Raw genomic sequence first — 13,602 nt, 5'->3', positions numbered from 1 at the left:
TCCTTTGTTTTTGATAATCTAAGTATACTGTTAAAAGGTGACAAGATTAGACACCATTAAACAAAGGTGGCGAAAAAAATGAAAAAAGCAGAACGACTCAATCAAGAACTTATCTTTTTGAGCAATAAGCACGAATTTCAATTAAAAGACTTGATGGAAGAGTTTCATATTTCTAAACGAACGGCACTAAGAGATATTGAAGAATTGGCTAGGATGGGTTTACCTTATTATACTGAAAGTGGCAGATATGGAGGTTATAAATTGATTAACCAAACCTTGCTACCTCCAGTTTATTTCAACAATGATGAGATTCGAGCTATTTTTTTCGCATTGAACGCCCTAAACATTCTCTCAAGCACACCTTTTGAAAAATCATATACACATATCCGACAAAAATTATTTGCTACTTTACCTAAGAGCCAGCAAGACTATCTTGATAGAATGCTTGAGGTGGTTCGGTATTACGGTGTTGCTCCAATTAATCCGCCAGAATATCTTGCACTTATCTTAACTGCTATTATGGAAGAAAAAATTGTTCGAATGATATATTCTCAATATGAAACAATCAAAATTGATCTTCAGGTCTATGAATTGTTTTATCGCAATGGCATTTGGTTTTGTAGTGCTTATGAGGTAAATCAAGGAATGTGGGGAACATATCGCTGTGATTATATGTCAGAGTGCGAAATTCTTGAAGAAATTGAACATACCTACTCACTTAAAGAACTGAAGAATTTTCATGAGGAGCACGAAAAAAATTATCATAATATTCCTTTTTGCGCTCAATTAACTTCGTTTGGAAAAGAGCTATTTTTAAAGCATCATTATCCAAATATGGTGCTAGAAGAGAAAAATGGTATCTCTTATCTGACTGGTGGCTATAATGAAACTGAACTCGACTATATGACGCATTATCTTTGTTCATATGGAAAACATGTAAAGATTGAATTTCCAGAACAGCTCAAGGAAAGTTATCTCCAACAACTTGAAGAAATAAAGTCACAATATCTGTGATAATTTTCTATCATTGTGCAATGACGATAATGGTTTTTCTATAATTAAACACAGGGACGGATCTACTGTATCATAATAATGAAACATGAGATCCGTCCCCGTGTTTTTAAATGTAGTTTGAGGAGGGCAATAAAATATATTGAGGCAATACTAGTGAGCAGCTATTTTATGTAAAAAAACCGCAGCTACTTATGATACGGTTCACCGCACCTACCTAAGAGGCGATTTTTCTTATCATCATTATTTGCTTCACATGAAACAAGCTAACGAAGTTATATTGTCCATTCACTCATTACTATGTTTAGGCAAACGGGCAGTGCCTGTAACAGTTAGTATTTGGATTGCCTTCCGTCCGCCCTTCGGCAAATTCCGGATGGTGACGGCATACTATAAATATGCCCAGAGTGTGAGCACTGCAAGCGGGATGAGCCATGTAACGATTAAGGAGCGTTTTTTAGCTTTAGTGATAATGCCTTCATTTACAGTTTGGGCTCCCAGATTCCTTGTGAATGGGTGGGTAATAAAGGTTTTCCAGTCCCCTTCTTGTAATTTATAACCTGCAAACAGAATAAACAGGAGCACAATGAATTTTACCTTTGAAGGAATAATTGTCATGCCGTAGAAAGATACGAACAAGAAGTATAGATACAGCTTCAATTGTCTCCCTTTGCGAATATACCATTTCCAGTACATTTCAGTCAGAACTTTTTCAGGGGACCGCTCAGAAAAAATAGGTCTAGAATTTTTATTTAAGAATGGGTATTTTCGCACCTTCTGAATGCCTTCGATTTCTCCAGACTGCCTCATAAACAGGGCTACCCATTTCCATTTCTCGTTCCGTTCTCGTTCCGCTTCAGCGTGAAAGAATCTTAATGGACGGTTTTCTTTTTTTAGAAAAATTATCACCATTACTAAAATAAACACGGTGATGAAAATAAAGATAAGATACTTGCCGAATAAAGAATAAAAGCCTGTGCTATAAAAAGCGAATGCCATAATGGCAAAAGCCCTATACCACCACCTTAACCCCCGCAGTGAAAACCACCTCGATGCCAGATTGATAAAGAGGCTCCAAATAACCACATAAAAATAAATAATAGTGACGAAATAAGCTGAGAGATGATATCCTAATTTTAAAATAGGCAATATGTAGAGAATGAGCACGGCTATTTCCATACTAGTTTTTAAAACGTTAAACCATTTTCCGGCTTGAATAAGTGTTTGACAGTATTTGAGATTCTGAATGACAAATAGCTCATCTGCCCGTTCAATATAGGTTCTTACGGAAGAAATTTGATAAGAAAAAAACAAACATATTCCAAGCAAACTCGCAGGGATAATAGATGTCCATGCCGGGGGAGCTTGCCAAAGCTGATAATCAAACACAGCTAGCGCAATGATAGCCGGGACCAAAATATACATGAAAACCGTCCAATCTATTACCATCCCGAATGCCCGCATCTGAAATTTGGCCTCCCGGATACCTCTTCCTATGTACTCATTCCAACCCATGTTGAAGATCCCCATCAATTAGATAATTAAAACAATCTAGCAAATTTCCACCGGGTAACTGACACTTTGCTTGTAGTTCAACCAGCGACCCTTGCGTAAACATCGTTCCCTTTGCAAGCAGAATAAACTTGTTGCAGATCTTCTCAGCCGTATCCAAAACATGTGTACACATGAGAATACCCATCCCTTTTGACCGTTCGGCATCAATCATCTGTATTAATAGTTTGGTAGCACGGGGATCTAGCCCAATGAAAGGTTCATCTATGATTAATAGCCCAGGAGAGGGAAGCAACGCCAGAATAATCATGACTTTTTGTTGTGTTCCTTTCGATAAGCTTTGCGGCAACTGATGAATAAACTTCTCAATACGAAAGGTTTCCACCAATTCCTTCGCTCTTTCCTTCCAGTTTGGTATTTCCCTCATGACTCCGCAATATTCAATCTGTTCCCAAACTGAAAGCTCATCATAAAAAACTGGCCTTTCGGGTACATATCCATATGTTTCATTCTTCGGTTGAATAGTAATACTACCCTCCATCCATGGAAGTTGCCCAAGTATAGCCTTAATCGTTGTACTTTTGCCAGCACCATTTTCCCCTATCAACCCAACAAGTTCGCCCGCTTCTACCGTAAAGGAGATATCCTTAATAACACTATCATCTGCGCTATACCCTGCCTTTTGCAGTCTAACTGTTAACATTTCCATTAATCCATCGTTCACCTCTTCAAGTTTCCTATATGAACAATGATAGCACTAAAACCATATATTGGTAACAGGGCGTTTAATAATATTCAAATACCACTATATGTAAAAAGGCTGATCACGTCTGTTTATTATTTTTCATAATGTCCCCATTTTGTACCGGCTCCTCTTCCCATAATCTTTACACCATCTGATTCTAGTTCCTGTATTAAACGTTGTACGATTCATCCCCGTTAACTACCTTTATTTTTTATCTCTATCGTTATTGAAATTTTTCCTAAAGGCTATTCAACTTGCAACAGTAGCAGTAAAGTGATGAAAATGGGGATTTTAATCCGCTGTTGACACCCCGTCTTGTAACACCTACATCTTTCTCAATTTTATACATGATTCATGTCCATTTACATATCGTTGAACTAATTGAATTCGTTGTTCAACAGTTAATTTTGCCATAAAAAACCCCCTTAAAAGTTAGATTGATATCTAAAATTTAAGGGGCAGTTCATTCACAGTATGATGTTTTTGAAAACTTCCTTAATTAGAATACACCATATTATTATTCATCAAGTAAGGCAATCTCATCATATGGGAAGTCCATGCTTGTACTAGCGGATTCATATAATCTGGTGAAGTAAAGCCGCCTAACCCTATATTGGAATGTGCCCCAGGCGGATTTAATTTTGCTACTTCCGCCTCATACTTCTTAATATCTTCAGCAGAAATCTTTTCCACTTGTTCGGCTTTATAAAGCTCAATCATATCAGCTTTGTATGGCTCAATACTGTCGGCTTGGAAATAGTCAATATCATCGGCCTGGAAGAATTCGATATCGTCCGCTTGGAAATGATCGATATTGTCTGCTTTAAAAGAACCAATTGGCTCAGCCTTGAATACATCAACCTCATGAGCTTTATAGACGTCTAATTCATCTGCTTTAAAGGTTGGGATAGTATTAGCTTGATAAACGTCGATTGGTTTTCCGTAGTTAAAATCTAACAAATAAGCAGCTTTATTAGGATACATAATCGAGCACATGCCATCTGGTTTGCCATTGACAAATCGACCAATGACCTTGGTTTTATCAGGATAGGTGACAACCCCAATCGCGATGAAGTTATTGGCATTCACCTTCACCTCGCCGTCAAATTTAATATTGTTCCCGAAAGTAACAGTCACATCTCCAAACGGATACCCTTTTGTATCAAAGTCACCAATGTATGTAATTTCTGGTGTCTTTGTTGGTGCTGTCTTTACAGGTGTTTCCTTTGCTGGTGTAAATTCAAAATACGTTGTTCCTGTAGTACCGGTTTGTTCATCCTTCCATGTTCCACTTACTCGGTTATTTCCACCGATTTCCATTGTCACTTTGACATTCATTTGTTTTACTTCATTATTTTGATAGCGTGCTGTTTGTGTGAAGATAATCTGATCTCCAGAAATATAGCCGACTAAATCATCAATAACGTTAAAGCCTACCCATTCTATTTTTCCTTTAAATTCACCATTTTGTTGGAAGTTTGTAAATGTAATGCTGTATTTTGCAGATAAGTCGTCCTGTGATGATACGCCATTGTATTTGTTGTCGCTACTTACAATATCTCTTACTGTAAGCCCACTTTCATTTTTAACCTCTGGTGCTTGATAACTTGTTGCTTGCTGTGTGTTGGCACCATTAGCTGTAATTGTAATCTTATTTGTCTTTGGATTGAAGTCTACCTTCTGCTTCAGATTTTCACTGATAAACCGAAGGGGAACCATCGTTCTGCTTTTACTTGACATCGCAGGAACATCCAGTTTAACTGTATGATTATTGACCTTTGCTTCCGTCTTTCCAAGCCATAGGTCAATGTTTGTTCCGTCAAGAGTAACGGTTATTTTATTTTCACTTTCCGTCCAGCCGACCTTTGCTCCAAGTGATTCACTAATGAATCGAAGCGGCACCATTGTTCGACCGTCTTTTTGAAATGGGCTTACATCCAGTCTTTGTTCTTTGGTATTAACTAAGACGACAGGGTTATTAATCCATAATGCAGTTACGTTAGCAGGTTCTTCACTTTTAAATATTTCTAAGTCTTCAGCATACGCCTGTTGTGAAAGAACTAGCATGAATAAAAAAACGAAACTAATTAGTTTTACTATACGCTTGTGGAATTTTCGTTTCACATCCACACCTCCAAATTTGATATAATATCAGCTAAATTCTATCATAAAATTTCCAATATTCAATTAACACAACTATCTTTTTAATGACAAAATAAGATCAAAAAATGCAGAAAAAGGAAGTATACACTTTCCTCTTTCAGTAATATGAATTCGGAGGGTAATTACTTCCTTTCGTTCATGGACCTTAATGTAAAAAAAAACCGCATTTATTTATGATACGGTTCACCGCGATGTATATAAATGAGGTTACTCCACTCCCATCAAATTTCCCAACTAATTTATTTGATATTACTATTGATAATTCTGATCTTCTATACAGCTTTAAAATTATTCTCTAAATAAGAATCTTTCATAACATACGATATTACTTTAAGAATAATTTCGTTTGATTAACCTGCCATACGCCATGCTGCTTTAAGCGAATTAGCTTATCAAAAGATACAAAATATAAATTTTAGCCATATTGAGAGAATCGCTGATACTTTAGAAAAAGATGCTATTAGAGAAATAATTGTTCTAATAGAAATCTAAGTAAAAATCAAAGTTGCCCCCATAATAGAGGCGACTTTGATTTTTACTTAGATTTTCCCATTTGTCTTTAATAGAGCAGCTAATTGTCTTTCCTCAATAACTCCTATAGGCCACCCTAAATGGTCCTGTAACTTCTTTATATAATTCATTAAATTTTCAGAGCATTTCTTCGCTGTAATAAAAATTACAACACATTTTTTGAATTCAATAAATGGTCTAACAATTTGATATGATATTTCAACGGGTACCGATTTACTCTTTATTTCTTTTCCACTCTTGAAAGGCATACATAAAAATAATCGCTTTCCTCTATAACGTGTCTTAACTTCCATATCAGAAATCTCAAAAACGCCATGTGGCTTTTTAGATTCCCTTAACAGTTCTGCTGAATCCGCCCCTAAAATAACTTCTGCTACTTTAGTTCTTAGCTCTTGGTCACCTAAGGATTGTAATGTGGTCAAATCCTCTTCAGTTACGTCTACAGATCCAACTAACGAATACTTTTTAAAGGTGGACATCATATAATCTACTATATCAATTGATTCGAAAGGTTCCACCAAATTAAGTTCAATCAGGTCTTTCTCCTCGTTATAGACTAAATAATCACCAATAACTCTCAATAATAAAACTTTTTGAAGGTCATTCATGTAGTCTACTTTTTCAATAATATCTTCAATTATCAGTTCAAATTTTTCACTAAATAATTCTTTATCTATTACAAATAAGCTTGTTAGCACCCTCAATTTTTGCTCATTATTTAATGAATCAATATCTTCTAAAGAAACTTCAAGTTTATACCCTTGATTATTTAGTTCAGAATACAAATACTTTTGTCCCTCGTTGAAAAGTTGTAATTGTAGGTTTCCACTTAATAGGTTATTTATTTTTTCATTTTGACCGTACGATAAAAGCAAAGAATGTAATTTTCTTAATTGTTCTTTCACCAAATCATTATATTTACTATCTCCACATTGTAAATAACGAATTAAAGTTTGATGTATATTACAAATATTATATAAACCAGGTATATAAAGCTCTTCCTCTTCTTTATTTATTATAAATTCTAGTGCCCATATAAACCTTTCTATCCGAGTGAAAAAACAATTATCTAAAGAAGTTCCCAAAATTGTAAACCTTTTTTCGACGGCTAACACTTTTAACAGCATGGCCATTGTATCTAAATTGGTTTTCATTAACACTATTTGCTGTTGATGTAAATCATTATCTTTAACATTACGATAAGCGTAATAAAAGCTTGAAAAATAATAGAGCGCCTCATCATCATAAAGTAAATGAAATGCTTTTATGAATGCTCTCTCCATTAGGACTCTTTCATGAGCCATAATATATTCAGCATTGAAGAGCCTACTAAACGAAATTGCTGCTTCTCCGATTAATTGCTTTTTCTTCATATTTAGATCTCTATTATCCGTATTATCTAGGATTAACTGATGAACCTCTTTAGCAAGTTTAGGTAATATCTCCTTTATTTCTTGAATCATATAAAATTGCCCCTTTTAGAATTTGCTTAGCGAAAATACTATTCCCTTTTTGAAATCTTTCAAATTCCTCTAACGTAATACAAATGGGATCTATTACAAGCTCTGAAACAATGCACCCTTTTACCAAATTTCTCCTCTTATGCATAAACATATCATCAAAGTCATCCGAAACAATTAATAAATCAATATCATTTCTTTGCATAATAGAGGTCTCGCCAAATTCTATAATTAAATCAATCTTATATAAATTAGTCAAATTGGAAAAGTTCATCACTTTAAATTAACTCCATTCCTAAACTCTCCACATTAATCAAATTTGAGTTACAGGCTTTTATACTTTTACTAGCAAATGCTTGACACATATAGTACAAGTGAATAGGCGACCTTTTATTATTTTTAGGATATAGATTTTTTTCAGTTTTCAATTTCTATTAAGTCCATTAATATGAAGAGCAACTTCTTCCATTAAATTTCCCTCTAAATCAACTCTGTGTAATCTTAAATGAACTTATTGTTATTACCTCTCCAGTTCTTACGTAGATAATCTTTAAACTTATATCCTTCAATGTCCAGTTCGCCTACATGGTCTGTTACGATGACTTGTGGTTTAAAATGAGCTGTTTTTTCAATCAAATCAATTTCTTCTAGGATTGTTTTATAAATTTGCTCCACTTTTTGGACATCGTTCGACTTTTCTATTGCATCAACAAACATTTTCTCAGGGAAATAAACCTGGCTTGGTTGGTCAAGGAATAGAATTGACGGTATAGCTGATTTTTTCTGTACTGCAAAAAAGTGAAGGAAACTTAGAAATAGACTTACATGACAAGCGAGCCAATTAGCTCCACTCCCCATTTCACTGAGATATACTCTAGCCTTACTTTCCTTATCATGATGATACAAATCAAAGGTTTCTAATAAGAAATTCATATCAGCTGGCCTAAACTCTTCTTCATAATCCAACTTTTCAATAACTCTACTGATATTTTTTTTAAAAAATGTTTCTGCTTGTGAGTAATATGATTTTAAATTGTAGCCATCGATGTGTCTTTTAAGTTCATTAACCCGAACATCCGATTCATCATCACTTTTACGAAGATTAACAAGCTGCTCTTCAATTCTTTTGCACTCTATATCAATTACAGCCCTTGCATATACAACCTCATTATCCAGCTGCTTTGTTTTCTTCCATCTATCCGTAATTGCTTCAATTCTACTAATTTCATTCCCAAGTCTTCTAATTTCATCGTTTATCTTTTCTTTTTTAATATTCAAATTATGAATTTGTAAATGAAATTCATTTCCTTGGCCTTTAACACTAGCAAGTTCTTCAACGAGCCACCTTCTTGATTCATTTATTGAAATAATTTTATGTGACAGAGTTTTAACCCCTTGACCGCATAATGGACAGTCATATGAATCATTATCATGAAGAGAATGATTTAATATAGCTTTAAGAGACTTTAAATTAGAAGAATAGGTTTGTCCGTACCCTTGACTTAGCTCTAAATTACTTATGCTCATTTCAATATCATATCTCTTCTGCTTCAGTTCTTCACGTTGGATTTTCAATTTTTCGTATCTACGTTCCATTTCTTCAGATAAATAACTTTCTCTTGTAAAGTCAGGTAGACTCTTTCTTAAACTTAGCAATTTATTTAAGGATAAATTATCATCCAAAGTCTTGCCGACCAGCATATAATAACGTTTAAATGTATCCAGCAAATCTCTTCTGATTTTCTCAGTTGATTTACTATACGATTCTTGTAATTTTTCATTACGCTTCTGTTGTTTTAATAGTTCATCTAGCTCTAATCGATAATTATAATATAGCTGATCTACCCACCCAGCAAAGACTGGGAACTGCTTAATTGTTTGCTCCCGCTTTTGAGAATCCTCAAATCTGTAGAAAATGGCAAATTTACTTGCTACTAAATTTTGATGTTGAAACATATAAGAAGTCATATTTCTTACTGTTGGTCTTGGTTCATTTTTTATTGCATCAATGTTTTCAGTTGAATTAGATACTGCGATACCAAACTCTTTTCCTAGTTCAATTATTCCTTGCTTCAAATTCAATTCATACTCTTCAGTGAATAGTTCCATTGATAATTCTTTTGGTATTATATCTTGGGAAGTGCGATACAAATACATTTTCCTATTACCTTCATCATCAAATTGCTTCCGAGCTACAATTAAATGATACTTCGGGAATTTAAGAATAAGCGCAAATAGTTGTCCGAATTTTGTTACTTCACCTTTTGGAATAGTTGATTTTGAACTTCCAAGACAATAATCAATTATCTCTAACAATGCACTTTTACCGCTTTTAGACTCTCCAGTTATTACATTCAACCCATCAGTTAAATCAACATGCCTTTTCTCGCCTTCCTTATTAAAGGTGAGAATGGATTTAATATAAACATTCATAGAAGAGTTACCCCCAGCAGACGATATACATTTGAGACTTCCATTTTCGAACATAGTAATCCTAAGTAGCGAGCTGCTCTAATAAAGTCCCTAACGTTTTTATTCAGAATTTCTCTATAATCAATCTTTTGAGAAAGCTCAATCATCCCATTAGAATTCAATCGCACTCTTCCTTCATTTGCAGCTACGATAAAGGACTGATTCGTCAAAGTATAAAAATAAAATAATCTCTCTTGAAGACCACCTAATGCAGCAGCCTTTTCTACATCATCTACAAACAAAGTTCTTAAAGAACTTCTACTCTGTGCTGTTATTAATAAATTTCGAGATGGACGATAGTAAATAATTGGTAATACGATATATATTAAGTTAAAAGGAACAGCTGATTTTTCATAACCTGAAATAAATGCATGAATGATTCTGCTCATGAAAAATGGATTTAGGGTAATGTTCTGAATATGGTCAACATATTCGTATTTCTCTTCTGTCATTTCCTCAAAACGTTCCATGAAAATCCCCTTTCCTCAACCAATTTATGGATGATTCCTCTCTGAAAAAATGGTCGATTAGGTTTAACTGAATAGTAACCATTGGCTGGCATTTCCATCGCTTTATCATACAGCTTTTTTGATTTATAGATAATATCTTCTGGATCTTTATCATCACATTCATCTTGAAAAGAAGTTTTGAACTCAACTAATGAATCCTTTATGTCGTTTTGAAATTCACCCAAATCCACATTAAAAGTTGGATTATCTATGGAAGAATAGAAAATTGCTTGTTGCGCCCTCCAGTAATTTGAAATTGCACTGGGAATTTTACTGTCATATCTTATCTCCTTAATTTCCCGAACAAATTTCCTTTTTTTAAAACTTTCCTCATCTTGAGGGGTATTTGGTATGTTAGGTGGTAAACGAAGACCACCAGATGTACTCGTAAATCTATTCCTAACTTCACAAGCAAGCGATTCAAAATCCTCACAAGAGATTTCCCATTTATGTGGTTTATTTACAGGAAGAGTTAGTATGTAACCCATTAGACTATTGATAAAAGGCTTCCTGTCATTCTTCTTAACGCTTTTAAAAAAGCTATTTTTCATTATTTTTTTTTCAATATCTACGATATCTGTTTGGTTCGTATATAGCTCAACTTTTTCAAGGATAGTTAATATAATTTCAACATCATGTTTAAAAATAGAATCATAGATTGGGCGAAGTCCTTCTTCTGCCTTCTTCATTTCATGTCCAATCTCAACCAAGATTCTTAATCTTTCATAAGCTCTAACCGAATTCCATGATTTCAGTTTGCTCTTCTCTCCCAAGGTGGAGGTAGTATATAATATTAACTTTTTAAAATCTCGCATATTTTGATGATATGTCACCCAGTTTCTCACGGTCTTCCAAAAATCAATCTGACGATCTCTCAATATATGTTCATCTTGATGACGCTTGACCTCAATGTTTTTAGAATCCTCTTCAGATTCTATGGAAATATCACCGTATTTTTCTACCAGAATGGTTTCATTCTCTTGAAGTTCGAGACAATAAGAAAGAACTACATAGTAGTGGTAGATATCACCTAACTTAGTTTTTGTATCATCATTCTTCTGTTTTGCCATTTTAGGAGACAACGATTAATTCACTTCCTTTGTACTAGAAGTTATGACTAAAGGTTCGACAATACATCGTTAATTTCCTGCACTTTTTCCCTTATTCAACATCCTCTTGGAAATTCCCTCCATTAAATTGCTTGAATTACCTTACTTGAATAAACGAAGGTTGTCGTTGGAAACATAAAAAAATGAAGTTCTTCCTAAAATAGATATAATTGTTGGATCTAAACTTTGTTATTTACTGTGACAGATTTTATTTGTTTTCTGAAGTTACAATCACTGCTATTACTATATTTTCAGAAATTTTTAGAGTCATTATTTATTTTAAAAGAATAATATTTTAATAAGGGCAGCGTGACAACTTTGCTAGATTAGTGATATATTTAGATAAATATATTATTCGGAGGTACTCTCGATGAGTGATCACCTTTCATGGGAAATTACTATTACAGAAATATTTTCTGAAGGCAACAAATTTCTAGCAGCAACTGAACTGATTTCTATTCTTTGTGAGAAGATTAACATTACTAGAGATTATGCAAGGCAACTAATTAGAAGAGCAGTTAAAAAAAATTTAATTAAAAGTAGTCATCCATTTAAGTTTAGGAATGGTCAGTATGTGTACATGGCAAATGATAATCAATTAAACCTAGAAACTCTTATTCAACTCTCAAAAGTTTATAAACCCTCAATGTATAGGGTTTTATCCTTGCTAAAAAAGGAAGGAAACCTTTTGTCATTCTATGAAGCTAGGAAGGCTGCTGCTACTCCCATCGAAAACATTGATAGATATAAACTTACTAAGTTAGATGAAGAAATAAAAGAACTGATAACACAGGATTTTATTTTTGCCATCAAGGACGAAGAAAGAGACATATCATATATTGCAATAAAAGATCTCCAAGATAGTCCGCAGATTAAGGGATTAATGAAGCGCCACTATGAAAAGATGCGCCTTGATAGTATATTCATTCCAGACATTTTACGTTGGTTGAGAGAGCATAATTTTATTAACTCTGAATCTCCTTTATACAGACGCGTTGATAATCCCTCAATAGGTGCTAAACATAACGACTTCTTATGGGACGTCTGTACCTACACTAACACAACGGGATTTTCGATAAATGTTGGGGGAAAAGATAAACAAACACTAGTAATATTAGATATTTTAATTCATAGAGAATATTTAAAAGAAGATTTAGATGGTTTTTATAATCGAATACAATCTGTTAGAAATAGTACTCAGTCTGAGGTAAGAAAAGTGCTCCCAATCATTTTTTATGTAGATATCGATGAAAATGTAATAAATGAAATCAAAAGATTAAATCTCCTACACTTTTCATTACAGAGTATTTTTGGAAAAAGAGTCACTGAACTTATTCAAAGCTTAGATTACATCCAAATGTCTTTTGCAAAACCAGTTCATTCTGAAAATGATTCAAATGATATTGTAGAAAATGTTGAAAAGTCACTAAAGTTAATGGATGAGACTGGTCATTTAGATAATATGCAGAACTTAAAAGGTGATTTGTTTGAATCTTTAATGTATGTAGTAATATCAAACCTTTTCCCTCATAACAGCAGAATAGAGCATTCAAAAATTATTAAGCCCTATGAATACGATGTAATTGTTCAACGGGACGAAGAAATAATTATTTTTGAACTGAAGGGCTTTAAGAATACCACGATTATTAATCTAGGGGATAATAAGACAAAAAATACAGTAAAATGGTTTTTTGGGAAAACACTTCCCCATGCTAAAGTAAAGTGTTCAATACCTTTAGCCCCATTTGGCTATGACAAATCAAAAATAAAAGCATGTTATATAACTTCTGGAAACTTCTCAAAAGAAGCCGAGTTATGGCTTGAAAAAACCAATGAAAGTAAACTTAAACCCAACAGTGTCGATTGCTACTATGACAGAAAGAAACTGTTATCCCTTATTAAATCACATGAAAATTTGGGTAGTATGCGGAATTCTACTGGATTTGTGAATATTTTAGAAAAATATTATCTAAAGGAACTAACCTAACGATTTTACAAATATTGTTTTTGGTAATGACAACTAAAAAACCCCCTCTTCATCAAGGAAAGGGGGTAATTCATAATTTGGGAGTTATCGTTTTTTTAACCAA

At 33.8% G+C, this 13,602-nt stretch carries 10 protein-coding genes; 2 read left to right on the top strand and 8 right to left on the bottom strand.

Features of this window, described 5'->3' with window-relative positions; genetic code table 11:
- Nucleotides 1-78: 78 nt before the first annotated feature.
- Nucleotides 79-1,014 carry a helix-turn-helix transcriptional regulator gene (locus ACNQFZ_RS11780; RefSeq protein WP_458411541.1) on the top strand — a complete coding sequence of 312 codons (936 nt, stop codon included), beginning with the start codon at nt 79-81 and terminating at the stop codon, nt 1,012-1,014.
- Between the two features lie 387 nt (nt 1,015-1,401).
- On the opposite strand, the gene ACNQFZ_RS11775 is transcribed toward ACNQFZ_RS11780, so the two are convergent.
- The 8 genes from ACNQFZ_RS11775 to ACNQFZ_RS11740 form a co-directional block, all read right to left on the bottom strand.
- Entirely contained in the window at nt 1,402-2,526 is a 1,125-nt protein-coding gene (locus tag ACNQFZ_RS11775; protein ID WP_458411540.1) for an ABC transporter permease, read from the bottom strand.
- The gene (locus tag ACNQFZ_RS11770; protein ID WP_458411539.1) at nt 2,513-3,247 is read right to left on the bottom strand and encodes an ABC transporter ATP-binding protein; all 735 of its coding nucleotides are present in this window, start codon (nt 3,245-3,247) and stop codon (nt 2,513-2,515) included. The genes ACNQFZ_RS11775 and ACNQFZ_RS11770 overlap by 14 nt, the downstream gene beginning before the upstream one ends.
- Before the next feature lie 516 nt (nt 3,248-3,763).
- On the bottom strand, nt 3,764-5,392 hold the full coding sequence (locus ACNQFZ_RS11765; protein WP_458411538.1) for a stalk domain-containing protein: 1,629 nt from the start codon (nt 5,390-5,392) through the stop codon (nt 3,764-3,766).
- A gap of 578 nt (nt 5,393-5,970) precedes the next feature.
- On the bottom strand, nt 5,971-7,425 hold the full coding sequence (locus tag ACNQFZ_RS11760) for a hypothetical protein (RefSeq protein ID WP_458411537.1): 1,455 nt from the start codon (nt 7,423-7,425) through the stop codon (nt 5,971-5,973).
- On the bottom strand, nt 7,394-7,699 hold the full coding sequence (locus ACNQFZ_RS11755; RefSeq protein ID WP_458411536.1) for a hypothetical protein: 306 nt from the start codon (nt 7,697-7,699) through the stop codon (nt 7,394-7,396). The genes ACNQFZ_RS11760 and ACNQFZ_RS11755 overlap by 32 nt, the downstream gene beginning before the upstream one ends.
- 224 nt (nt 7,700-7,923) lie before the next feature.
- Nucleotides 7,924-9,855: a DUF3732 domain-containing protein gene (locus ACNQFZ_RS11750; RefSeq protein ID WP_458411535.1), complete on the bottom strand. Its 1,932-nt coding sequence runs from the start codon at nt 9,853-9,855 to the stop codon at nt 7,924-7,926.
- A complete protein-coding gene (locus tag ACNQFZ_RS11745; RefSeq protein ID WP_458411534.1) occupies nt 9,852-10,364 on the bottom strand; it encodes a three component ABC system middle component in 513 nt (170 codons plus the stop codon). The genes ACNQFZ_RS11750 and ACNQFZ_RS11745 overlap by 4 nt, the downstream gene beginning before the upstream one ends.
- Nucleotides 10,343-11,485 (bottom strand): ABC-three component system protein, encoded by a 1,143-nt coding sequence (locus ACNQFZ_RS11740; RefSeq protein WP_458411533.1) that lies wholly within the window; start codon nt 11,483-11,485, stop codon nt 10,343-10,345. The genes ACNQFZ_RS11745 and ACNQFZ_RS11740 overlap by 22 nt, the downstream gene beginning before the upstream one ends.
- A gap of 397 nt (nt 11,486-11,882) precedes the next feature.
- Here ACNQFZ_RS11740 and ACNQFZ_RS11735 point away from each other — a divergent pair, with 397 nt between their 5' ends.
- Complete coding sequence (locus tag ACNQFZ_RS11735; protein ID WP_458411532.1) at nt 11,883-13,499, top strand: hypothetical protein; 1,617 nt, start codon at nt 11,883-11,885, stop codon at nt 13,497-13,499.
- The last annotated feature ends 103 nt before the right edge of the window (nt 13,500-13,602 follow it).

The organism is Schinkia acidoalkalinis (assembly GCF_054301215.1).
This window is presented reverse-complemented; position numbering and strand designations above follow the sequence as displayed.